Here is a 22,291-nt window from a genome sequence, read left to right on the forward strand (position 1 = left end):
CCGCCGGGACGAACCCGCAGGCCGGGACCGCCGGGGCGCATCCGCCGGCCGGCATCGGTGGCCGACCGGGCGAGGCTCAGCCCCGGGACGTCAGCAGTGCCCGGCGGTCCGAGGCCGCCTCCAGCACGGTCTCCGCCTCGTGCCGGGCCCGGGCCCGGCGACGGTCCTCCAGGACCGCCGTCCATGCGTTGCGCCGGGCGACGCGCTGCCCGTTGCCGAAGAAAAGGTGTTCCAGACCTTCCAGTGCCCACAGGGTGGTCCGCACTGTCGTCCCCTCCGTCACATCCGTCTGAACCGGGCGCCTCGCACGGCCGTACGGGCCGTGTGTGCGCGGTACGTGGTTTCAGCGTTACGCATTGGTGTTACCAGGCGATGACCGGAGGGTCAAAGTCCACGAAAGCCTGTGCGGCGAAGCTCACGTCACTGAAGCCCGTATTCCGCTTCGCTGCACGGGTCGAGCCGCCCGGATCCGGCCACCCGGGGACGGCTCCGGGGCGGGCCACCCCGGAGCGACCGGAGCGGCCCAGGAGGCCGCTCAGGCGGCCGACGTCGTTCCGGCGCGCCGGGCCTCGACCGCCTGCTGGTAGAGGCGTCCGGCGCGGTAGGAGGAGCGGACGAGCGGTCCGGACATGACGCCCGCGTACCCGATGGCGTCGGCCTCGTCCTTCAGCTCGACGAACTCCTGCGGCTTGACCCAGCGCTCGACGGGGTGGTGGCGCGGGGAGGGGCGCAGGTACTGGGTGATGGTGATCAGCTCCGTACCGGCCTCGTGCAGGTCCCGCAGGGCCTCGCTGATCTCCTCGCGGGTCTCGCCCAGGCCCAGGATCAGGTTGGACTTGACGACCAGCCCGGCCTCGCGGGCGCGGGTGAGGACCTCCAGGGACCGCTCGTAGCGGAAGCCGGGGCGGATGCGCTTGAAGATCCGCGGCACCGTCTCGACGTTGTGCGCCAGCACCTCGGGGCGGGAGGAGAAGACCTCGGCCAGCTGGTCGGGTTCGGCGTTGAAATCGGGGATCAGCAGTTCGACACCGGTGTCGGGCATCATCCCGTGGATCTGCCGCACGGTCTCGGCGTAGAGCCAGGCGCCGCCGTCGTCGAGGTCGTCGCGGGCCACGCCGGTGATCGTCGCGTAGCGGAGCTCCATGGTGCGGACCGACTCGGCGACCCGGCGGGGCTCGTCCCGGTCGAGCTCGGCGGGCTTGCCGGTGTCGATCTGGCAGAAGTCGCAGCGGCGGGTGCACTGCTCGCCGCCGATCAGGAAGGTCGCCTCGCGGTCCTCCCAGCACTCGAAGATGTTGGGACAGCCCGCCTCCTGGCAGACCGTGTGCAGCCCCTCGCTCTTGACCAGGCTCTGGAGGGCGTTGTACTCGGGGCCCATTTTCGCCCGGGTCTTGATCCACTCGGGCTTGCGCTCGATGGGGGTCTGGCTGTTGCGGACCTCCAGGCGGAGCATCTTGCGACCGTCGGGTGCGACAGCGGACACGTCCGGCTCCCTACGTACTTTCGATTCAGCGGCGGCTATCAGCCTACGCCTGCGGTTCACTGCTTGCGCACGGGCCGGAGCCCGGGAAATCTCACCGCCCGCACGCCCGGCCGGTGGACTCGGCCCGGGCTCCGAACGGGCTCAGACCGCGCGGGGCATCGGGGTGTCGGACTCCAGCACCTCGCGCAGGTGCTTCTCCATGAGAGGAAGCACTTCGGCGACCGGGACATTCCTGCCCAGCTCCTGGGAGAGCGAGGAGACGCCCGCGTCGCGGATACCGCAGGGGACGATCCGGTCGAAACCGGTCGTGTCCGGGTCGCAGTTCAGGGCGAAGCCGTGCATGGTCACGCCCTTGGCGACCCGGATGCCGATCTGCGCCAGCTTCCGGTCCTCACCCCGCTGGCCCGCGTTGGAGGGCGCGTACTCGGGGCCCATCAGGCGCGGGTCGTAATCCTCCGGAACCGGCGGCCCGCCGTCCTGGCCGAGCCGCGGATCGAAGTCCAGGGCCAGGCCGGGGGCGGCGGGCGGCCCCGCAGACCGGCCGAGGTCCTCGCCCAGCACCCACACGCCGCTGCGGCCCTCCACGCGCGTGGTCTCCAGGCCGAGCTCGGCGCAGGCGCGGATCATGGCCTCCTCGAGGCGGCGCACATGCGCGACGACGTCGACGGGGCGCGGCAGCTTCAGGATCGGGTAGCCGACCAGCTGACCGGGGCCGTGCCAGGTGATCTTGCCGCCGCGGTCGACGTCCACCACCGGGGTGCCGTCGAGCGGACGCTCGCTGTCCTCGGTACGCCGTCCGGCCGTGTAGACCGGGGGGTGCTCCAGCATCAGACAGGTGTCGGGCACCTCGTCGGCGAAGCGCGCGGCGTGCACCCGCTTCTGCTCCTGCCACGCGTCCAGGTAGTCGACGGCGTTCTCGCCGAATCCGAGGTGGACGAAGCGCAGTTCGCCGTCCGCCGGACCCGCCGGCCGGGAATCTCCCATGCCTCTCTCCTTCGTAAGCCCGCTGCGCGCACCCGGGGTGGCGGGCTGCTCCACACGCGCGCCCCCCGCCACTCTACGGCTGCCGGGGACCGTCCCCGCAGGTGGTCGCCTACTCACACGTACGGATGAATGCACGACGAAGGGGGCGAACGCCAAACGGGGGGCCGTTACATTCGCGCCGTTCCAGCAGGGCGCCCCGGCGTCTGATCCAAGCCGTGAGGGCAGGAGACCGCATACCTGATGACGATGGAACGACCTGGGGAAACCGTGGCCGACCCGGCCCCGTCCTCCCAGCAGCGCATCCCCAACCGCCAGCTCGCCGCGCTGATCGCGGAGGCCGGGTTCTCCAACGCGGGTCTGGCCAGGCGGGTGGACCAGCTCGGCCTCGAACACGGCCTCGACCTGCGCTACGACAAGACATCGGTGACCCGGTGGCTGCGGGGCCAGCAGCCCAGGGGCACCACGCCCGCGCTGATCGCCGAGGTCTTCACCAGGCGCCTGGGGCGGCGGCTGACGGCGCAGGATCTCGGGCTCGACGCGTGTGCACCCGTGTACGCGGGGTTGGAGTTCGCGGCGTCCCCCGCCGAGGCGGTGGACATCGTCAGCGGGCTGTGGCGCAAGGACTCCGGCAGCCACGCCGAGCTGCGCAAGATCGCGTTCACCCCGGCAGGGCTCGTGGTGCCGAGCCGGGACTGGCTGATCGGCCGCGCCGACGAGCGGGTGGCCCGCGGGCCGGAGCCGGAGAGCTCGGGCGGTTCCGGCGGCCCGCCCGGACCGGGCGGCGGCGGTACCGGCGGCGGACCGGCCGGCCCGCCCGCTTCCGGGACCGGCGCGTCCGGGGTGGGCGCCGTCGTGGGCGCGTCCCGCGGGCAGGTCCCCGGAAACGGACTCGGCGCCGCGACTGCCAGGCCGGGAGGCGCGGGTCCCGGTGGCGGCCTGCGGGTTCCGGCCCAGACCCGGGTGGGCGGCGGCATCGGGGTGGCGGGCAGAGCCCCGTCGCTGGCGGCCGCCCGGCTGGAACGGGTGGAGCGCGGTCCGGGACAGCGGGTCTCGGGAGGTGATGTGGCGGCGCTGCGTTCGGTGTGCGAACTCTTCCGGGCCCTGGACCACGCCTACGGCGGCGGGCACGCGCGGCAGGCCCTGGTGCGGTATCTGGAGCACGAGGCGGAGCCGATGCTGCGCGGCGTCTACGGCGAACAGCTCGGCAGGCGGCTCTTCGGCGCCGCGGCCGACCTGACCCGGCTGGCGGGCTGGACCTCCTACGACATCGCCGCGCACGGGCTGGCGCAGCGCTACTTCGTGCAGGCGCTGCGGCTGACGCAGGCGGCGGGCGACCGCGCGTTCGGCAGCTATGTGCTGGTGACGATGAGCAGGCAGGCCGTCTATCTGGGGCACGGGCGCGAGGCGGTGCAACTGGCCCGGGTGGCGCAGCAGGGCGTGGGGACCTCGGTGCCGCCGGTGGTCCAGGCGCTGCTGCACGCGGCCGAGGCGCGCGGGCACGGGGTGCTGGGCGAGGTGCGGGCCTGCACGGCGTCGCTGGCCCGCGCCGAGCGGGCGCTGGACGCGGCCCGACCGAGCGAGGAGGTACCCGGCTGGGCGCGGTTCTTCGACGAGGCGCAGCTCGCCGACGAGTTCGGGCACTGCCATCGCGACCTGCAGCAGTACCGTGCCGCGGCGCAGCACGCCGAGCGGTCGCTCCAGTTGCGCGGCGCCGGGTTCGCCCGCAGCCGGCTGTTCTGCCGGGTGGTGCTGGCCTCGGCGCGACTGGGTCTGGGTGAGATCGAGCAGGCGTGCGGGCTGGCCGCCGAGGCCGCGCACCAGGCCGCGGAGATGCGGTCGGTGCGGGCGCACGAGTATGTACGGGACTTCGAGCGGCGGCTGGAGCCCTACCGGGACGCGGCGGCGGTTCGGCAGTACCGGGAGAAGGTCTCAGCCCTGGTGTGAGGGCCGGAGCCGGAGCGCGGCCGCCACGGGCAGTACGGCGGCCGTCAGGACGGCGAGGACTCCGAAGGCCGCGGGCAGGCTGAGGGAGAAGGTCTGGGCCACGGCGCCGGTCAGCAGTGCACCGGCGCCGTAGGCCGAGTCGAAGGTCATGTTCCAGGCTGCGCTGATCGCTGCGTGGCGCTCGGGTCCGGTCCGGTGGAACATCGCCACGAGCGTGTCGTTCTGCAGCGCGCCCATCCCCAGTCCGAACACGAGGGCCGCCGCCACCGCCGCGACCGTGCCTGCGGCGCCGCCGCCCTCCGGCGCCGCGGGGCCGCCTCCGACGAGGGCGAACGCCGCGGTCGCCAGAGCGCACAGGGCCGCGCAGGGTGCCATGAAGCGCCCGGTGCCGCCGCGCCGGTCGCTCCACTCCCCCGCGGCCCAGCGGCCGACGGTCAGCGCGGCGGAGAGCGTGAGCAGCGCGACCGGCGCTGCCTGGGGCGCGAGCGCGAGCGGCAGGAAGGACATCAGGCTGCCCAGCGCGCACACCGGCGCGAGGAGCAGGAGAACGGGCGCCGCCAGCAGGCGCACGGGCAGTCCGCGCACCGGGACGGGGCCGCCGGAGGTGCCCGGCGCCGAGTCGGTACGGACCGGCGCGGTGCGGGCGCCGGGGGCGTCCGGGCCGACGGGGCCCGGCCCCGAAGCGACCGGCCCGGAGGTGCGCGTCCGGGGGCGGCCGCGGGAGGGGTCGCGGCCGGCGAGGACCGCGGCGCCGAGCGGGACGCCGAGCATTCCCAGCGCGGCGGAGACCGAGAAGACCGGGACGAAGCCGACCTCCGCCACCGCCCACACCGCCGCGGGCACCAGCACCGCCGCCGGGAGCCCCACGGCGACGCCGTACCAGCCCAGCGCCCTGCCGCGCTGGCCCGGACCCGCCAGGCGGGCGGCGAGTGCGCTGCCCGCGACGGTGACCAGGCCGAAGCCCGTCCCGCGGAGGGCCGAGACCGCCACCGTCCAGGGGAGCGCCGCGGTGAGCGCGTATCCCAGGCAGGGCAGGCCGATCAGCAGCGCGCCCCCGCCCAGCACCCAGGACGCCGGTATGCGGCGCAGGATGCGGCCCGTGGCGATCTGCGTCGCCACCGTCGTCGCCATGTGTACGGCAGTCGTCGCACCCGCTCCGCCGTGCCCGCTTCCGCCGTGCTCGGCCCACAGCGGGACGACCGAGAGCATCGGTGTGGCACTGCCGAAGACGGCGAAGGTGGCGGCGAGCAGGAGGAGGAAGTCGCGGCTCGCCAGCCCGGGCGCGGCGACGCCCCCGGGAGTGGCGGCAGTCCCGGACGCGGGCTCGGACCGGCCTTCGAGTGCGACTGCGGCCGCAGCGGACGGCTGGTCGGGGGAGGTTGACCGCGTCGGGTGGGGACGGCGGGTGGGGAATGTGCTCATGCACGAGTTGTAGAACGCCGAGTGTCATCGAGTCCAACGAACGTTCCCGATCAGACTCATCGGTATCGCCGATCCATGGAGTTAGCCTCGACGACCATGGAGCTGAAGCATCTGGAGACCTTCCTGGTCGTGGCCCGCCACCTGCACTTCACCCGGGCGGCTCGGGAGTTGGGATATGTCCAGTCGAGCGTCACCGCGCATGTGCAAACGCTGGAGGCGGAGTTGGGGGTGGCGCTGTTCGAGCGTCCGGGGCGGCGGGTGACGCTGACCGAGTCGGGCCGGGAGCTGTGCGGGCACGCGCGGGTGCTGCTCGGCCAGGCCGAGCAGGCGCGGGATGCCGTGCGCGGCGCGGGCGAGGACCCGGACCAGATGCGGGGCACGCTGCGGTTGGCGGCGCCGGAGAGCCTGTGCGCGCACCATCTGCCGACGGTGCTGAGCGCCATGCGGACCCGCTTTCCCCGGCTGCATCTGGCCTTCCGGCCCGCGGGACGCGGCCCCTTGCTCGACGCGCTGGCCGAGGGGACGATCGACGCGGGCTTCCTCCAGGAGGAGGCGGTCAACGCGCCCGGGGTGGTGGCCGAGCGGATGCGGCGCGAGCCCCTCCGACTGGTGGCACGGCCGGAGCATCCGCTGGCCCGAAAGCGGCGGGTCGCGACGGAGGAGCTGGCCGGCGAGACCGTGCTGCTGCTGGAGCCCGGATGCGTGCAGCGGGTGGTGATGGAGCGCGAACTGAGCCGGGCGGGATTGTGCCCGCCCACGGTCGAGTTCTTCAGTCTGGAGGCGCTGCGGCGCTGCGCGGCGGCGGGGCTGGGGGTGGGGGCCGCGCCGGCCTCCTCGGTGGACGGGGAGATCGCCCGCGGCGAACTGACTGCCCTGGCCTGGGAACACCGGCCGGTGCTGGACGTCTTCTTCGTCCGGCACGCGGCCCGCTCGGTGCCGCCGGCCGTCCGGGAGCTGGCGGCGCTGGCCCGCGAACTGTGGTCCGCCCCGGAGCCCCCGGCCTGAACGCCGAGCCCGAGCACCGGGTTCAGGCCCGGGGCACCGGGCGGCAGGGGATCTCGAGGGTGACCATGGTGGGGCCACCGGGCGGGCTGCTGACGGCCACGATGCCGTCGAAGGGGCCCAGTCGGCGCTCGATGCCGGCGATCCCCGACCCCTTCGAGGCGTCGGCGCCGCCCGCTCCGTCGTCGGTGACGGAGATCCGCAGCATGCCGCCCGCTCCGTAGGAGTAGTGGATGTCCAGCCAGATGTGGTCGGCTTCCGCATGCTTGACCGCGTTGGTGAGGACCTCGCTGACCGCGAAGTACGCCGCCGACTCGACCGGTTCGGCGAACCGGCCGGGCAGCTCGATGTCGGTCTCGACCGGCACCTGCGTGCGCAGCGCGAGGGCTTCGGCCGCGTCGCCCAGTCCTCGTTCGGCGAGCACCGGGGGGTGGATGCCCCGCACCAGGTCGCGCAGTTCGGTCAGCGCCTCCGCCGAGGAGGCACGGGCCTGGCCGAGGAGTCGTTTGGCCTTCCCGGGGTCCTGCTCGACGAGCGCCTCGATGGTGCCCAGGCTCATGCCCATGGCGACCAGCCGGGCCTGCGCACCGTCGTGCAGGTCCCGCTCGATACGGCGCAGCTCGGCCGCCGAGGTGTCCACCGCGTCGTGCCGCGTCTCGTACAGCTGCTCGACGCGCCGGGAGAGCCGGGCACCGCGGGTGGGCGCCAGCAGCCCCCCGGCCAGCAGGAAGTGCGCGGTGATCAGGTGCGGGTTGACGAAGCGGGCCAGCACCAGCAGGGCGCTGCCGAGGACCGCGCACAGCGCCGCGTCGCCGAAGGTCTCCAGGTGGATGAAGCCGTACCAGTAGTCGCCGGCGACGGCTTGCCACACGCCCGCGAACATCACCCAGCCCTCCAGGCCGTAGCCGATCAGCGCGGTCGGCAGCAGGGCGAGGACGAAGCCGGCGACGGCGTCGGTGAGCAGCCAGCACAGGTCCCGCCAGGTGGCGGGGTCCTTGAGCATCAGCACGCAGCGCTCGACGTGTCCGGTGAGGCCGTGCAGGCCGGGCGGCAGCGGCCGGTAGGGGGTGGGGATGTCCAGGCCCGCCCACTCCCGGGCGAGCACTCGGCGCTGGTCGGCGTGCACCCGCACGACGTGCAGAAGCCACGGGGTGCCGGCGGCTCCGATGCCGAGCAGCGTCAGCACCAGCGACACCAGCGTCATCACGAACAGGGCCAGGGAGACGCCGAGGGAGAGCGCCATCAGGACGAAGCCGCGTCCGGCCGCCAGCAGGGCCGCACCCGTCGGACCGCCCGCCCGCCGCCCGGGGGAGGTGGCTCCCGGCCGCCCCTCGTCCATCCGCGCCGCCGCCTCCCGGGCTTCGACCGCCCCGCTCACGTCCATCGTCCGACTCCGGTCATTGCTGGTCCCCGCCCTCCCCGTACATGCCGTGAGCCTCGTACGTCTCGTACGCCAGGTACGCGCCGCCCGCGGAGCGGGCTCGGTGCCGACGTCCGGGCACGGCTCCAGTCTGCGTCCGCCGCGGACCTCAGCGCACGGGCCCGGGCCGCCTTCCCGGGGGTTCACCTAGCACCACCACCGGGGTCTCCTTCCGGCTCCGCGGTACGGGGGCTCGGCGGCTGTGGGCGGCCGCCCGGCGTTCCTAGCGTCGTTCCTGCCCGGTGCGGACAGGTTCGGCGGCCGCTTCGGGGCCCATCGGCGCGGTATCGAGGAGACGGGGAGCACCCATGCGCAGAGCGACCACACCCAGCAGCCCTCCGGGGGGTGCCGGCCGGCCGGCACCGCGCGGAGCGGCCGCGCGGCTCGCGGACTGGAGCGTGCGGCACCGCAGATCGGCGGTGATCGGCTGGCTGCTCTTCGTCGTACTCGCCACCGCGCTCGGCGGGATGGCCGGGCTAACCGAACCGACCGACAGCGAGCAGTCCGTGCGGGACTCGGCGCGGGCGACCGCCATCCTGGAGGACGCCGGGATCGACGAGCCGCCGGCCGAGTCGGTGATGGTCACCAGCCCGGACAAGGGCGGGTGGCGGGCGGCCGCTGACGAAGTCGTCCGGGCCGTCCGCGCGACCGGCGAGGTCGAGCACGTCCGGGAGCCCGTACCGGCCGCGGACGACCGCGCCGGCCTGATCGGATTCCGGATGCGGGAGGAGACGGACGGCGCCGACGAGGGGCCGATCGACAAGGTGCTCGGCGCCGTGGACCGGGTCCGCGACGCGCACGCGGGCGAGGGCGTCGAGATCCGCCAGTACGGCGAGGCCAGCGCCATGAAGTGGCTGAACGGGATCCTGGGCGACGACTTCGCCAAGGCCGAGTGGACGGCCGTCCCGCTGGCCCTGGGCATCCTGCTGGTGGCCTTCGGGGCGCTGGTGGCCGCGCTGCTGCCGGTGGCGCTCGCGCTGACGGCGTTCCTCGCCGCGAACGGCATCCTGGCGCTCGTCTCCGGCGCGCTGCACATCGACGAGACGACCAACTCGGTGATGCTGCTGATGGGTCTCGCGGTCGGGGTCGACTACTGCCTCTTCTACCTGCGGCGGGAGCGGGACGAGCGGGCCGCCGGACGGGACCCGGAGAGCGCGCTGCGGATCGCCGCCGCCACCAGCGGCCGCGCCGTGCTGGTGTCCGGCCTGACGGTGATGGTGGCGATGGCGGGCATGTTCTTCTCCGGACTGCTGCTGTTCAAGGGCTTCGCCGTGGCCACGATCCTCGTCGTCTGCATCGCGATGCTGGGCTCCGTGACGATCCTGCCCGCGCTGCTGTCCTGGCTGGGCGACCGCGTCGAGAAGGGCAAGGTCCCCTTCCTGGGCGGCCGCAGGCGGGACCGGGCGGCCGGGCGGCGGAAGCCGGCGGGCCGGATCTCCGGTGCGCTGCTGCGCCCGGTGCTGGCGGCCCCCGGGGTGTGCGCGGTGCTCGCCGCCGTGGCGATGCTGGCACTGGCGGCCCCCGCGCTGGGGATGAAGACCGAGCAGCTCTCGCTGGACAAGCAGATGCCGAAGGACGCCGGGCTGCGGATCGACGCGGAGAAGATCGGCGAGCGGTTCCCCGGCGGTCCGGCCCCGGCCCGGGTCGTGCTCAAGGCCGACGACGTGCGCGCCCCGGAGACCCGTGCGGCGCTGGCGGAGTTCACCGAGACGGTCCGCGGCGACAGCGGCCACTTCGGACGCGGTGTGGAGACGGCGGTGCACGCCGGGCAGGACGTCGCCGTCATCGACGTCCCGCTGGCGGGCGACGGCACCGACGCGACGTCGCTGGCCGCGCTGAAGGTGCTGCGCGAGCGGATCGTCCCGGACACGCTGGGCCCGGTCGCCGCCGACGGGCAGGTCTACACGACCGGGGAGCTGGCCGGATCGGAGGACTTCAAGGACCAGTTGAAGGAGGGCATCGTGCCGGTGCTGGTCTTCATCACCACCGTCACGTTCCTGCTGATGCTGGTCTGCTTCCGCTCGGTGCCCGTCGCGCTCGCCTCGATCGTCCTCAACCTGCTGTCGGTGGGGGCCGCCTACGGGGTGATGACGGCGGTCTTCCAGCACGGCTGGGGGGCCTCGCTGTTCGGCACCGAGGCGGTGGGCGCCATCGAGTCGTGGATGCCGCTGTTCGTGCTGGTCGTCCTCTTCGGCCTGTCGATGGACTACCACGTCTTCGTGGTATCCCGGATCCGCGAGGCCAGGGACCGGGGCATGAGCACCCGCGAGGCCATCGGCGACGGGATCCGGGCCACGGCCTCGGCGGTGACCGGTGCGGCGCTCATCATGGTCGCGGTCTTCGCGGTCTTCGCGACGCTGTCGATGCAGGACATGAAGCAGATGGGCGTCGGGCTCTCGGTGGCCGTGCTGCTGGACGCGACCGTCGTGCGGATGGTGCTGCTGCCGGCGGTGCTGATGCTGCTGGGCGAGCGCAGTTGGTATCTGCCGCGCGCACTGCGCGGGCTGCCGCACCTGGCGCACGGGGACGCCGGGGGCGAGGAGACCGTCGGGCCCGACGGGTTCGACGTCGCCGACGGATCCGGCCGAAGGACGTCCGGTCAGGGCGCGGGCGCCGCGCCGCGGGACGCCTGGGGTACCGGGCCGGGCGGACACGCCGGGCCACGCTCCGGCGAGCGGCCTCCCGAGCGCATCGGATAGTCGGCCCGGACCGGCGGCGGCGCCCCGCGGAGATCCGCGGGGCGCCGCCGCCGTGCTCAGCGCGCCGCGTGCCGGGGCTGGGGGACCGCGTCGCCCGACGGGGCGTCGCCGCGCCCGTAGTGGTGGGTGGTGAACATGTACACCAGCCCGGCGGCGACGACGACTCCGCCGCTGAGCAGCACGATGTAGTTGGAGTACCAGGGCTCCTCGGGGGTGCGGGCCCAGCAGATGTTGACGATGGCGAAGATGCCGTAGGCCAGCGCCGCGCCGTTGACCAGCAGGCCCCAGCGGCCGAGGGTGAACTCGCCGGTGGCGCGCCAGCCCTTGAGCCGGGCCCGCAGTGCGGCGAGGACGACCATCTGGAAGGAGCCGTAGATGCCGAGGATCGCGAACGACACGATCTTGGTGAGGGCGTTCTCGGAGATCAGCGAGCCGAAGGCGATCAGTCCGGGGATGACGGCGGCAACCAGCAGCGCCACCTCGGGTACCGCCCGCTTGTGCGAGAAGCGCCGCAGCAGCTTGTGACCGACGACCATCCGGTCCCGGGCGTAGGAGTAGATGAGGCGGCCCGCCGCGGCCTGCAGGCTGATGGTGCAGGAGAGGAAGGAGATGAGGACGACGGCCATCACCAGGCGCGCCCCGACCTCTCCCATGGCGTCGAAGAGGACGTTGACCACCGGGTCGGAGTCCTCGCCGGAGATCACCGCACCGTAGTCGGTGACGGACAGCAGCAGCGAGCCGCAGGTGAAGGTGGCCGCGGCGCCGCCGACGTAGATGGTGCGGCGCATCGCCTTGGGGATGACCAGGCCCGGGTGGGCGACCTCCTCGGCGGTGTCACCGCACGCCTCGAACCCGTAGTACTGGTAGAAGCCGATGATGGCGGCGGCCAGGAAGACCGGCGCGTAGGAGCCGTCGCCCTGCGTGCCGTAGGTGTCGAAGATGACGCCGAGGCCGTGTTCGCGGTGGGTGACCAGCAGGTAGACGCCGACGATGAGCGCGCCGATCAGCTCTGCGCTGAAGCCGATCAGCGCCGCCAGCGACAGCGCCTTGGTGCCCGCGTAGTTGATGAGCGCCGCGACGACGATGAGGATGACGGTGCAGATCACCGTGTTGTGCACGCTGGCGCCGAAGCCGAACAGGATCGCGATGTAGGGGCCGGCGCCGTAGGCCACGCTGGTGATCGTCACCAGCAGCGCCCACATGTAGACCCAGCCGGTCATCCACGCCCAGCGCATCCCCCACAGCCGCCGCGCCCACGGGTAGACGCCGCCCGCGATGGGGAACTGGGCGACGATCTCGCCGAAGACCAGCGACACCAGGAACTGTCCGCAGCCGGCCAGCAGAAACGCCCAGATCATCGGCGGCCCGCCCTCGGCGAGGGCCGAGCCGAAGAGGGTGTAGGTGCTCACCACGGGTGACAGGTAGGTGAAGCCGAGGGCGAAGTTCGCCCAGGGGCCCATCTCCTTGCGGAACTCCGAGCCGGGGGCGCCGTTCTCGCCCGCTGCGGCGGCCGCGGGCTGCGATGCTCCGCTCATCGGCGCTCGCCCCCCTCGGGCTGCGGGCCGGGCCGCCCGGTGATCAGGTCGGCGGCGCGTTCGGCCACCAGCAGCACCGTCACCATGGGGTTGATGCTGGGCATGCTGGGGAAGACGGAGGCGTCGACCACCCGCACTCCTTCCTGGCCGCGCAGCCGCAGCAGCGGGTCGACGACGGCCGTCGGGTCGTCGGCCGCACCCATCCGGCAGGTACCGGCCGGGTGGTAGACGGTGTGGGCGACCCGCCGCCCGTACTCCGACAGCTCCGCGTCCGAGGTCACGCCGGGTCCGGGCGCGATCTCGCGCTTGAGCCAGCCGCGCAGCGGTGCGGTGTTCGCCACTTCACGGGCCAGCCGCAGCCCGTCGACGACGGTCTGCTCGTCGTAGCCCTCGGGGTCGGTGAAGTAGCGGAAGTCCAGCGCGGGGTGGGTCGCCGGATCGGCGCTGCGCAGCCACAGCCGGCCGACGGAGCGGGCCCGCGGCACGTTCGGCGTCATGCACACGCCGTGCGGAGGGGTCGGGTAGCCGAGGCGTTCGGTGTTGACGGTGAAGGGCACCTGGTAGAAGTGCCACATCAGGTCGGGCCGGGACTGGGCCGGGTCGCGGCGGACGAACAGCCCGGCATCGGAGTCCATCGCCGAGTTCGGCGGCAGCGGTTCGTGCGTCTCCCAGACGATCACCGATTCGGGGTGGTCGAGCAGGTTCTCACCCACCCCCGGCAGATCGGCGCGCACCTCGATGCCGAGCGCGCCCAGTTCGTCGGCGGGGCCGATCCCGGAGAGCAGCAGCAGCCGCGGGGTGTCCACGGCTCCGGCGCACAGCAGCATCTCCCGCTCGGCGCCGATCATGCCGGTGGTGCCGTCGGCGTACCGCACCCGGACGCGGGTGAGCCGCCCCGCGTCGTCGGGCTCCAGGCGGTAGGCCCAGGTCCGCAGCTTCAGCGTGAGGTTGGGCCGCTTGTCCATGATCGGGTGGAGGTAGGCGACGGACGCGGAGGAGCGGGTGTTGGTGGCCGGATCGTAGGCGAGCGAGAAGAACCCGGCACCGTCCGCGAAGGGGCGGCGGTTGAAGTCCTCGACGACGGGCACGTGCAGCGCCTCGGCGGCGGCGGTCACGAAGTCCCGCGCGATCGGATTGCGGTCCTCCTCGCCTACGGGGACGATGGTGTTCCGCAGCCGCCTGCGGTAGGGCAGCACGGTCATCGGGTCCCAGCCGGCGCAGCCCATCCCCACCCACTCGTCCAGGTCCTGGGGGAAGGGCAGGAAACTGATCAGGGTGTTGTGCGAGGAGCAGCCGCCCAGCACCTTGGCGCGGGAGTGCACGATGTGCGAGTTCCCGCGCGGCTGTTCGGTGGTGGTGTAGCCGTAGTCGTACTCCGACTCCAGCAGGTTGATCCAGTTGCGCAGCCGCAGCACCCGCTCGTCGCCGACGTCGCTGGGGCCGCCCTCGATGACGCACACCCGGCAGTCCGGGTCCTCGCTCAGCCGGGCCGCCAGCACGGAGCCCGCGGTGCCGCCGCCGACGATGACGTAGTCGTAGCTGTTCTCACCCGTGTCCTGGCTGTCCTGGTCCGTCGCGTCCGTCGCGTTCATGCCGGTCCTCTTCTCCCCGTCGTGTTCCGCAGCTTCGTCAGCCCTTGAACCAGCCGGAGGGGGCCGGTGAGAGGTTCTGGTAGATGTGCTTGGCCTCCTGGTACTCGCGCAGGCCGGTCGGGCCCAGTTCGCGGCCGATACCCGAGCGGCCGAAGCCGCCCCACTCGGCCTGCGGCACGTAAGGGTGGAAGTCGTTGATCCAGACCGTGCCGTGCCGCAGCCGGTTGGCCACCCGCTGGGCGCGGCTCGCGTCGCTCGTCCACACCCCGCCGGCCAGCCCGTAGCGGGTGTCGTTGGCCAGTTCGACCGCTTCGTCCTCGGTGCGGAACCGCTCGACGGTGACGACCGGGCCGAACACCTCCTCCCGGACGATGCGCATCGAGCGGTCGCAGTCGGCGTAGACGGTCGGCAGCAGGAAGTAGCCGTCGGCCAGTTCGGGGTCGTCGGGCCGCCGCCCGCCGGTGACCAGCCGGGCGCCCTCCTCACGGGCGATCTCCAGGTAGCGCTCCACCTTCGCGCGGTGCTCCGCCGAACTGAGCGGGCCCGACTCGGTCATCGGCTCCAGCCCGCTGCCCAGCCGGATGGCGCTCGCCCGGGCGCCCAGGGCCGCGACGAACTCGTCGTGGATGTCCTGCTGCACCAGCAGCCTCGAGCCGGCCGAGCAGACCTGCCCCGAGTGCAGGAAGGCGGCGTCCAGCGCGTAGTCGACGGCGGCGGCGAAGTCCGCGTCGGCGAAGACCACGTTGGGGTTCTTGCCGCCGAGTTCCAGCGCGAGGTTCTTCACGCCGGGCGCGACACTCTCCATGATCTTCTGTCCGGTCGCCAGTCCGCCGGTGAAGGAGACCAGGTCCACCTCGGGGTGGGTGGTCATGGCGGCGCCGACCGTCGTACCGGAGCCCAGCACCAGGTTGGCGACCCCGGGCGGCGCCCCGGCCTCCGCGATCAGCCGGATCATGGCGAGGGTGGACAGCGGTGTCGTCTCGCTGGGCTTGAGCACGAAGGTGTTGCCCGCCGCCAGCGCGGGGGCGACCTTCCAGGACGCCTGGAGCAGCGGATAGTTCCACGGCGCGATCAGGGCGCAGACGCCGACCGGCTGGTGCACGACGCGGCTGAGCACATCGGGCCCGACGTCGACCACGCGGCCGCCGTCCTTGCCGGCCAGTTCCGCGAAGTAGCGGAAGGCGCCCGCCACGTCCTCGATGTCGACCCGGGCCTCGGTGAGGGTCTTGCCGGTGTCGAGGGTCTCGGTGCGGGCGATCTCCTCCCGGTCGCGCAGCAGCAGTTCGTGCACGCGGTAGAGCACATCGGCGCGGACCCGGGTGGGCGCCGCGGACCAGTCGGACCGCTCGAAGGCTCGTTTGGCGGCGCGTACGGCCAGGTCGACGTCCGTCGCGTCCGCCTCGTCGACGGTGGCGAGCACGGAGGCGTCGAACGGGTTGATCACATCCCGGCGCCCGCCCGCGGTGGCCTGCCGCCACTCCCCGTCGATGAACAGCTCCGCCATCGCCCGTCTCCCTCGCTCGCACCCGACCGGCGTCACGATCGCGCCGCGCGGCACCGCTGGCTACGGGACGCACCGGGCGGCGGCGCCTCCGCGGCGATAATCGGCACCGATGGGGCAATCCGCGCCGCTCCCGAGCCGGCCGCGCGGAGTTCGGGGGCAGGATGCGGCTGTGCCGTCCGGGCGCGGCCCTCCCGGACCGTCCTCGCGCCGGTCCGCGGCGGGCGTGGGACGCAGCAGGCGCGTCCCCCGTACGCTGCTCGGTATGAAGTTCGGACTGCTGGGCACCGGGCCCTGGGCGGAACGCACGCACGGACCCGCGCTCGCCGCGCACGAGGAAGTGGAACTGGTCGGCGTCTGGGGGCGCCGCGCCGAGCCGACCCGGGCACTGGCCGAGCACCTCGCCACCCGGCCGTTCGAGGACGTGGACGCGCTGCTCGGGGCGTGCGACGCGGTGGCGGTGGCCCTGCCGCCGGACGTGCAGGCGCCGCTGGCCCGCCGCGCGGCCGACGCCGGATGCCATCTGCTGCTCGACAAGCCCGTCGCCACTGCGCCCGAAGAGGCGCGCGGCGTCGCCGAGGCGGTGCAGCGGGCCGGAGTGGGGTGCGTCGTCTTCTTCACGCTGCACTTCAGCGAACCGACCGGCGGCTGGCTGCGCGAACAGGCGGCGCACATGGGCGCCGTACCGCAACTGGACCCCGGTGCCGGGGCGCGGTCACCGGCCGGGAACGGCTGGCTGGTCGGGCGCGCCGACTGGCTCTCCCCCGTCTTCGGCGGCGCCGACTCGCCGTACACCGCCTCCCCTTGGCGGCGCGAGAAGGGTGCGCTGTGGGACGTGGGGCCGCACGCCCTGTCCGTGCTGCTGCCGCTGCTGGGGCCGGTCGCAGGGGTGACGGCGTCGCCCGGCGGTTTCGGCGACACCGTGCACCTCGTCCTGCGGCACGCCTCCGGGGCCTCCAGCACCTGCACGCTGAGCCACTCCGTGCCGCCCGCCGCCGCCGGCGTCACGGCCGAGGTGCGGGGCGCCGCGGGCGTGGCGGAGCTGCCCCTGCGGGACGAGGCGCCGGCCGTCTCCTTCGGCCGCGCCGTGGACGCCCTGCTGCGGGAGGTCCGCACCGGCGAGGCGCACCTGTGCGGGGCGCGCTTCGCCGAGACGGTCACCGAGGTGCTGCACTCGGCTCAGCAGCAGTTGCCGGCCCGGTGAGCCCGGTCGGCTGCCGGCCCGTCCGGTCCGGCAGCAGCGCGAGCGAGAACGCGCACAGCAGCAGTGCCGTTGCCGCCACGGGTACGTAGCGGACACCGGCCGCGCCGATCACGGCTCCGCCGAGGGCCCCGGCCACGCCTGTGCCCAGATAGAGGCCGGAGATGTTGAGCGCCAGTGCCGTCATCCCGGCCTCCGGTCCGGCAGCGGCCAGGACGCTGCCCTGCACCGGCGGGTTGAGGCCCCAGGCGAAGACCGCCCAGCAGCCCACGACCAGGGCGAGGGCGGCCGCGCCCGCTCCGCCCGCGAAGGCCGTCACCGCCGCGGCGCCGAGGGTCAGCGCGTGCCCGCCGAGCACCACCAGCAGCCCGCGGCGGGGCCCCCAGGCATCCGTGGCCCGGCCCGCGAGCAGCGCCCCGGCGAGCCCCGCGGCCCCGACGAGCAGCAGCAGGAAGGACAGCAGCCCGTAGGAGCCGGAGGCCACCTCGGCCGTGTAGCTGCCCAGATAGGTGTAGAACATCAGTCCGCCGCTCGCGGCGAGGAACGTCACGCCGACCAGGCGCAGTACGGCCGCCTGCCGCAGCGGCGCGAGCCGGCGGCGCAGCGGGACGGGTGCCGCGCCCGGCACGGCCGGTGCCGTGGCCAGTACGCCGAGGGCGGCGACGGCGCCCACGGCGGCGATCAGCCAGAAGGTGGCCCGCCAGCCGAACGCACCGCCGAGCCAGGAGCCGACGGGGACGCCGGTGAACAGCGCCGTCGTCATACCGGCGGTGACGTAGCCGAGGTAGCGGCCCTGCGCGCCCGGGGGCGCCCCGGCGGCCGCGGTGGCGAACGCGGCGGCGGCGACGACGGCGGCGCACAGCGCCGCGGCCACCCGGGCCGCCAGCAGCCACCAGTAGCCCGGTGCGAGCGCCGCCGCGGCGTTGGCGGCGACGAAGAGGGCGAGCCCGGTCGCCGTCACCGTACGGCGCGCGAAACGCTCGCACAGCACGGCCAGCGTGGGGGCGCCGAGCGCGTAGACGACGGCGAAGACGGTCACCAACTGGCCGGCCGCCGGGACGCCGACGTCCAGGTCGTCGGCGATCCGGGGAAGCAGTCCGGCGATGATGAACTCGTCGGTGGCGGTGGCCACCAGGGTGAGGAAGAGGAGGTGCAGCCAGTTCGGCAGCCGGCCGACGGCTGCTGTCGGGATACTCATGCGGCGCACGGTAGGCAGTGACACCGGTGTCACCTGCAAGCCGGAGAACCGGTACGGGGAGGCGAAGTCCCCGCGCCGGGGAGAGAGGCGAGGCCCCGCGCCCGGGCGGAGAGCGGGGTCCGCGCGCCCTGGGCGGGCGGTGGTCAGGCGTCGGGCTTCCGGACGGCACCGCGGCGGAGGAGCTCGTCCAGCGCTGTACCGGGTTCGTCGGCGCGGAGCTGGGCGATCCGGTGCGCCAGCCGGGTCCGGTACCGGTCGAGTTCGGCCGCCTTCTCCTCCAGTGCGGCCAGCCGCCGCTCGTACATCTCCAGCGTCTCCGCGGGGCTGGCCCGGCAGGTGAGGAACGCCTCGGTCTTCATGTCCAGGCAGGGCGCGACCTGGCGGATGTCCTCGGTGCCGAGGCCCGCGGCGAGCAGTTCCCGCACGTTGCGCACCCGGTTGACCGCGCTGTCCTCGTAGGTCCGCCAGCCCTTGGCCGACCGCCGGGAGGCGAGCAGTCCCTGCTGCTCGTAGTAGCGCAGGGAGCGCTTGCTCACGCCCGTCCGCTCGGCCAGTTCCCCGATCAGAATGGAAGTCGCCATGCCCGGTCCAACGCGGCGGCGGGCCGCGCGCTTCCCGCCCAGCGCCGCGTCTCGGTCCGGGTCCTAGGGCTGCCGGGGGCGGCGGGCCGTCAGGACGGTGGCGGACAGTTCGGGATCGGTGGTGACGGCGGCCTCCAGGCCGGCGTCGGCCAGCAGGCGGGCGGCCGCGGCGGCCTGCCGGGAACTGGTCTCGGTGAGCAGGGTGCCGCCCGGGGCGAGCCAGTCGGGCGCTGCCGCGGCGACCCGCCGCAGCAGGGCGAGGCCGTCGGGTCCGCCGTCCAGTGCGGGCCGCGGTTCGTGGTCGCGGGCCTCGGGCGGCAGGAGGGGTATGTCCGCGGTGGGGACGTAGGGCACGTTGGCCGTCAGCACGTCGATCCGGCCCCGCAGCCGGTCGGGCAGCGCGGCGAACAGGTCGCCACGGTGGACGTGGTCGTCGGGCACCGGGAGGTTTTGCCGGGCGCACCGTACGGCGGCGGGGTCGAGGTCGGCGGCGTGCAGTCGGCCGCGTCCGCCGAGGGCGGCGAGCAGGGCCGCACCGACGGCGCCGGTGCCGCAGCACAGGTCCACGAGGACGGGCTCGCCGGTACCGGGCGCGCCGGCGGCGGCGCACCGCACCAGGAACTCGGTGCGGCGGCGGGGGACGAAGACACCCGGGTCGACGAGGATCCGCAGACCCGCGAACTCGGCCCAGCCCAGTACGTGTTCGAGGGGATGCCCGGCGATCCGGCGGGCGGTCATCTCGGCCAGTGCGGCCGTGTCGCGGGCGGTCTCGGACAGCAGTCGCGCCTCGTCCTCGGCGAAGACGCAGCCGGCCGCGCGCAGCCGCCGGGTGAGTTCGGCCTGCGGGATGGTGTGGTGCATGGAAGCCCTTCCAGTACTGGAGCGCTCCCGTCGCCCGCGGCGGTCTCCGCTAGCTGGTGCGGGGCCGTCCGCCGTGAGGCGAGAGCGCGTGGTCTGCCGGAGCGGAAATGCCTCTCACCTCCCTCTGTCACCGCGTCGAACATCCGTTGCCGGTCGGCCGCACCTTATCCCGAGCAGTGGGCCGGTGCACCCATGGGGGCGTGCGCCGGCGCGTTCGTCGCGGGCCCACCTTGCGGTGGACCGGCTCGGGGAACGCTTGCGCCGGCCCGGGGCGCCTCGAGTGGCGCGGGTCAAAGCCCCATGGACAAAAGGGAGTTGAGAAGATGGGATGGGCTCGTCCGCCGGTGCCGGAGAGGCGTGCGGCCGGTCGGCGGTCGGGGGCGTGCGCCCGCTGACGGGTCGGGAGCGGCAGCAGCCGACCCGCCACGGCGGGCGGGCGGCGACGGTCGCGGCCGCGGCTCCTCGCCGCCTCCCCCGGGGAGGCGCGCGGCCCGGGGATACGCGCCGTATACGCGCGTCATCCGGGGCCGCTCACGCCACCGAGGACGCGGTCGCCCACGTCCGCCCTGCCCGGTCCGGACGGCGGCAGGAGCCCGGCACGGAAGCCCGGGTGCCGAGACGAACGAGAGAAGAGGACATGCTCATCACAACCAGCAAGCGCACTCCGGGAAGCCGTCCGGTGCGGCGCGCCCTCCCCGGCACCGGCAGGGCGGTCCGCGCGCTGTGCGCCTCCGCGCTCGGGCTGGGCCTGGCGATGGCGGGTACGACCGCGCACGCGGCCCAGGACGCGAGCGGCGGCGGGGACGCCGGCGCCGGCCCGACGATCATCGGCGGCGGGGAGTCGACCGAGGAGTACTCCTTCGTCGTCTCCCTGCAGAAGCAGCGCGGCGACGACCCCGACGGCCACTACTGCGGCGGGACGCTGGTCGCTGCCGACTGGGTGCTGACGGCGGCGCACTGCGTCACCACCGCGGACGGGATGAACGACCCGGAGGCGTACCACGTGCGGGTCGGCTCCCTGGACCGCACCGCGGGCGGTGAGGTCGCCGATGTGGCGGAGTTCGTCGTGCACCCGGGCTACACGGCGTACGAGGACGAGGGGAGCGCCCACGACCTGGCGCTCATCAAGCTCTCCTCCGCGGTCTCGAAGAAGCCGGCCCCGCTGGCGACCCGCACCCCCGCCGCCGGGGAGAGCATCAAGGCGACCGGGTGGGGCTACACGAAGGCGACCGGCAACGACCCCTCGCAGCTGCCCGTCGAGCACCGCGAGGTCGACCTGCCGGTACTCGCCCCCGATTCTCCGGAGTGCGTCTCCGGAGAGGCGGACGGGGACGCCTGGGGCATCCGGGAGGGGGACTTCTGCACAGGCAACCCGGACGGCAACGCCGGTACCTGCGGAGGCGACTCGGGCGCGGCGGCGCTGACCGAGGTGAACGGCCGCTGGCAGCTGGCCGGTGTCACCAGCCGGGCCGTGGGTGACTGCGGGTCGACGCCCGACGTCTACCCGAGCGTCGCCGAGCACCGCGACTGGATACGCGGCGTCATCGGCTGAACCGCCGTACGATCCGCGGCGGGAGGGGGCTCCCCGCGCCCGACGGGCCGGAGAGCCCCCTTCGCCGGGGGACGACGTTCGGAAAGGAGGCCGAGGTGACGGGCCGCCCCGCCGGACTCGGAGCGCGTGCCGGACGGAGCGGCCGGGAGGGAGCTGCTCGCCGGCTTCCACCGGGCGATGCTGGAGCGGGACGCGGACTCCGGCCGACCTGTACGCCCTCGACGCGAGGCCGTCGTACACCGGAGCACGGACCCGCGGGTGCTGACCGTCGAGCAGACCGGGGCCGGGACGCTGGTGCCCGAGGGGCGTACGTTCCGCTTCCCGGGGCTGCTGGTGCTGCGGCATGCCGGCGGCCGCCTGGTGCAGGTCCGGGACTACCTGGACGGACTCGGGATGACCCACGTGGGCGTTTCTCCCGGCAGGGGGCCGGAGCGTCTCGATGCGGACGCTGTCGCGCCGCGCGAGGAGCCGGGCCGGTAGATTCACCGATAGATTCTTGACCTCCTGCCGCCATACGGCCCAACCCGCTGCGAATGTGGAGCTTTCCGTGCGTGTCGTGATCGCCGAAGACCTGTTCCTGCTCCGGGACGGACTCGTACGGATGCTGGAGGCGTTCGAGTTCGAGATCGCCGCGGCGGTGGACAACGGGCCGGAGCTGAGCCGGGCACTGCGGGAGCAGGAGCCGGACGTCGCGGTGGTGGACGTCCGGCTGCCGCCCTCGTTCAGCGACGAGGGACTGCAGTGCGCGCTGGAGGCCCGCCGCAGGCGGCCGGGGCTTCCGGTGCTGGTGCTCTCGCAGCACGTCGAGCAGCTGTACGCGCGCGAACTGCTGGCGGACGGCAACGGCGGGGTGGGCTACCTGCTCAAGGACCGGGTGTTCGACGCGGACCAGTTCGTGGACGCCGTCCGCCGCGTCTCCGAGGGCGGTACCGCGATGGACCCGCAGGTCATCCAGCAACTGCTGTCGCGGCGTGCGCAGGACGCGCCGCTGGGGAACCTGACAGCGCGGGAGAAGGAGGTGATGGAGCTGATGGCGCAGGGCAGGTCGAACGCGGCCATCGCGGCACAGCTCTTCGTCACCGAGCGAGCGGTCGCGAAACACACCTCCAACATCTTCGGGAAGCTGGGGCTGCCGCCCTCGGACGACGACAACAGACGCGTACTCGCCGTGCTCGCCTACCTCGACCGGGGCTGACCGCTTCGTTACCGTGCCTCCCCGTACGTGTCTTTGGTCACATACGGCAGGACATCCGCCACTGGAGGCGCCCCCCATGTACGAGCCGATCAATGAGCGTGAAAGATACGACAATAACGAT

The 22,291-nt window shown here is 73.8% G+C and carries 18 protein-coding genes; 7 read left to right on the forward strand and 11 right to left on the reverse strand.

All coding sequences use genetic code 11. The annotated features are described in order from the left end of the window. Positions 1-76: 76 nt before the first annotated feature. The 3 genes from P2424_RS07725 to lipB form a co-directional block, all read right to left on the reverse strand. Positions 77-265 carry a hypothetical protein gene (locus tag P2424_RS07725; protein WP_019358756.1) on the reverse strand — a complete coding sequence of 63 codons (189 nt, stop codon included), beginning with the start codon at positions 263-265 and terminating at the stop codon, positions 77-79. 270 nt (positions 266-535) lie between these two features. Continuing rightward, positions 536-1,483, reverse strand: a complete 948-nt coding sequence (gene lipA / locus P2424_RS07730; protein WP_019358757.1) for a lipoyl synthase — start codon at positions 1,481-1,483, stop codon at positions 536-538. A gap of 141 nt (positions 1,484-1,624) precedes the next feature. Further along, the gene (lipB, locus tag P2424_RS07735; protein ID WP_276475035.1) at positions 1,625-2,467 is read right to left on the reverse strand and encodes a lipoyl(octanoyl) transferase LipB; all 843 of its coding nucleotides are present in this window, start codon (positions 2,465-2,467) and stop codon (positions 1,625-1,627) included. Between the two features lie 240 nt (positions 2,468-2,707). Here lipB and P2424_RS07740 point away from each other — a divergent pair, with 240 nt between their 5' ends. Further along, a complete protein-coding gene (locus tag P2424_RS07740; protein WP_276475036.1) occupies positions 2,708-4,411 on the forward strand; it encodes a regulator in 1,704 nt (567 codons plus the stop codon). Here the strand turns inward: P2424_RS07740 and P2424_RS07745 are convergent. Beyond that, a complete protein-coding gene (locus tag P2424_RS07745) occupies positions 4,397-5,833 on the reverse strand; it encodes an MFS transporter (protein WP_276475037.1) in 1,437 nt (478 codons plus the stop codon). The two genes, P2424_RS07740 and P2424_RS07745, sit on opposite strands and share 15 nt — an antisense overlap. A gap of 96 nt (positions 5,834-5,929) precedes the next feature. Between P2424_RS07745 and P2424_RS07750 the strand changes: the two genes are divergently transcribed. After that, positions 5,930-6,838 (forward strand): LysR family transcriptional regulator, encoded by a 909-nt coding sequence (locus P2424_RS07750; protein ID WP_276475038.1) that lies wholly within the window; start codon positions 5,930-5,932, stop codon positions 6,836-6,838. A gap of 22 nt (positions 6,839-6,860) precedes the next feature. On the opposite strand, the gene P2424_RS07755 is transcribed toward P2424_RS07750, so the two are convergent. Continuing rightward, positions 6,861-8,219: a sensor histidine kinase gene (locus tag P2424_RS07755; RefSeq protein ID WP_276475039.1), complete on the reverse strand. Its 1,359-nt coding sequence runs from the start codon at positions 8,217-8,219 to the stop codon at positions 6,861-6,863. 344 nt (positions 8,220-8,563) lie between these two features. Between P2424_RS07755 and P2424_RS07760 the strand changes: the two genes are divergently transcribed. Beyond that, complete coding sequence (locus P2424_RS07760; RefSeq protein WP_276475040.1) at positions 8,564-10,954, forward strand: MMPL family transporter; 2,391 nt, start codon at positions 8,564-8,566, stop codon at positions 10,952-10,954. Positions 10,955-11,010: 56 nt separating this feature from the next. Here the strand turns inward: P2424_RS07760 and P2424_RS07765 are convergent, their stop codons facing one another. The 3 genes from P2424_RS07765 to P2424_RS07775 are packed head-to-tail and all read right to left on the reverse strand — an operon-like array spanning position 11,011 to position 15,585. Further along, positions 11,011-12,489 (reverse strand): APC family permease, encoded by a 1,479-nt coding sequence (locus P2424_RS07765; RefSeq protein ID WP_276475041.1) that lies wholly within the window; start codon positions 12,487-12,489, stop codon positions 11,011-11,013. After that, a complete protein-coding gene (locus P2424_RS07770) occupies positions 12,486-14,081 on the reverse strand; it encodes a GMC oxidoreductase (RefSeq protein WP_276475042.1) in 1,596 nt (531 codons plus the stop codon). The genes P2424_RS07765 and P2424_RS07770 overlap by 4 nt, the downstream gene beginning before the upstream one ends. A gap of 37 nt (positions 14,082-14,118) precedes the next feature. Next, positions 14,119-15,585, reverse strand: coding sequence for an aldehyde dehydrogenase family protein (locus P2424_RS07775; protein ID WP_276475043.1), 1,467 nt, complete (start codon positions 15,583-15,585; stop codon positions 14,119-14,121). A gap of 262 nt (positions 15,586-15,847) precedes the next feature. Between P2424_RS07775 and P2424_RS07780 the strand changes: the two genes are divergently transcribed. After that, positions 15,848-16,786 carry a Gfo/Idh/MocA family oxidoreductase gene (locus P2424_RS07780; RefSeq protein ID WP_276475044.1) on the forward strand — a complete coding sequence of 313 codons (939 nt, stop codon included), beginning with the start codon at positions 15,848-15,850 and terminating at the stop codon, positions 16,784-16,786. Here P2424_RS07780 and P2424_RS07785 read toward each other — a convergent pair. The 3 genes from P2424_RS07785 to P2424_RS07795 form a co-directional block, all read right to left on the reverse strand. Continuing rightward, a complete protein-coding gene (locus P2424_RS07785; RefSeq protein WP_276475045.1) occupies positions 16,740-17,981 on the reverse strand; it encodes an MFS transporter in 1,242 nt (413 codons plus the stop codon). The genes P2424_RS07780 and P2424_RS07785 overlap by 47 nt on opposite strands. 143 nt (positions 17,982-18,124) lie before the next feature. Further along, complete coding sequence (locus P2424_RS07790; protein ID WP_276475046.1) at positions 18,125-18,562, reverse strand: MerR family transcriptional regulator; 438 nt, start codon at positions 18,560-18,562, stop codon at positions 18,125-18,127. Between the two features lie 63 nt (positions 18,563-18,625). Then, a complete protein-coding gene (locus P2424_RS07795; RefSeq protein WP_276475047.1) occupies positions 18,626-19,423 on the reverse strand; it encodes a putative protein N(5)-glutamine methyltransferase in 798 nt (265 codons plus the stop codon). Between the two features lie 637 nt (positions 19,424-20,060). Here P2424_RS07795 and P2424_RS07800 point away from each other — a divergent pair. The 3 genes from P2424_RS07800 to P2424_RS07810 all read left to right on the forward strand — a co-directional run bounded on the left by P2424_RS07800 (position 20,061) and on the right by P2424_RS07810 (position 22,170). Then, positions 20,061-20,975, forward strand: coding sequence for a serine protease (locus P2424_RS07800; RefSeq protein ID WP_276475048.1), 915 nt, complete (start codon positions 20,061-20,063; stop codon positions 20,973-20,975). A 126-nt stretch (positions 20,976-21,101) separates the two neighbouring features. Beyond that, positions 21,102-21,455: a hypothetical protein gene (locus tag P2424_RS07805; protein WP_276475049.1), complete on the forward strand. Its 354-nt coding sequence runs from the start codon at positions 21,102-21,104 to the stop codon at positions 21,453-21,455. Between the two features lie 67 nt (positions 21,456-21,522). Then, the gene (locus tag P2424_RS07810; RefSeq protein ID WP_276475050.1) at positions 21,523-22,170 is read left to right on the forward strand and encodes a response regulator transcription factor; all 648 of its coding nucleotides are present in this window, start codon (positions 21,523-21,525) and stop codon (positions 22,168-22,170) included. Positions 22,171-22,291: the final 121 nt, after the last annotated feature.

Source organism: Streptomyces sp. WMMB303 (genome assembly GCF_029351045.1).
Classification (GTDB): Bacteria; Actinomycetota; Actinomycetes; order Streptomycetales; family Streptomycetaceae; genus Streptomyces.

Excerpts from the sequence above, each read along its gene's own strand:
- P2424_RS07760 (WP_276475040.1), top strand. The coding sequence starts at position 8,564 with ATGCGCAGAGCGACCACACCCAGCAGCCCTCCGGGGGGTGCCGGCCGG.
- P2424_RS07775 (WP_276475043.1), bottom strand. The coding sequence starts at position 15,585 with ATGGCGGAGCTGTTCATCGACGGGGAGTGGCGGCAGGCCACCGCGGGC.
- P2424_RS07765 (WP_276475041.1), bottom strand. The coding sequence starts at position 12,489 with ATGAGCGGAGCATCGCAGCCCGCGGCCGCCGCAGCGGGCGAGAACGGC.
- P2424_RS07795 (WP_276475047.1), bottom strand. The coding sequence starts at position 19,423 with ATGCACCACACCATCCCGCAGGCCGAACTCACCCGGCGGCTGCGCGCG.
- P2424_RS07750 (WP_276475038.1), top strand. The coding sequence starts at position 5,930 with ATGGAGCTGAAGCATCTGGAGACCTTCCTGGTCGTGGCCCGCCACCTG.
- P2424_RS07745 (WP_276475037.1), bottom strand. The coding sequence starts at position 5,833 with ATGAGCACATTCCCCACCCGCCGTCCCCACCCGACGCGGTCAACCTCC.
- lipB (WP_276475035.1), bottom strand. The coding sequence starts at position 2,467 with ATGGGAGATTCCCGGCCGGCGGGTCCGGCGGACGGCGAACTGCGCTTC.
- P2424_RS07790 (WP_276475046.1), bottom strand. The coding sequence starts at position 18,562 with ATGGCGACTTCCATTCTGATCGGGGAACTGGCCGAGCGGACGGGCGTG.
- P2424_RS07800 (WP_276475048.1), top strand. The coding sequence starts at position 20,061 with ATGCTCATCACAACCAGCAAGCGCACTCCGGGAAGCCGTCCGGTGCGG.
- P2424_RS07770 (WP_276475042.1), bottom strand. The coding sequence starts at position 14,081 with ATGAACGCGACGGACGCGACGGACCAGGACAGCCAGGACACGGGTGAG.
- P2424_RS07785 (WP_276475045.1), bottom strand. The coding sequence starts at position 17,981 with ATGAGTATCCCGACAGCAGCCGTCGGCCGGCTGCCGAACTGGCTGCAC.
- P2424_RS07740 (WP_276475036.1), top strand. The coding sequence starts at position 2,708 with ATGACGATGGAACGACCTGGGGAAACCGTGGCCGACCCGGCCCCGTCC.
- P2424_RS07755 (WP_276475039.1), bottom strand. The coding sequence starts at position 8,219 with ATGGACGTGAGCGGGGCGGTCGAAGCCCGGGAGGCGGCGGCGCGGATG.
- P2424_RS07780 (WP_276475044.1), top strand. The coding sequence starts at position 15,848 with ATGAAGTTCGGACTGCTGGGCACCGGGCCCTGGGCGGAACGCACGCAC.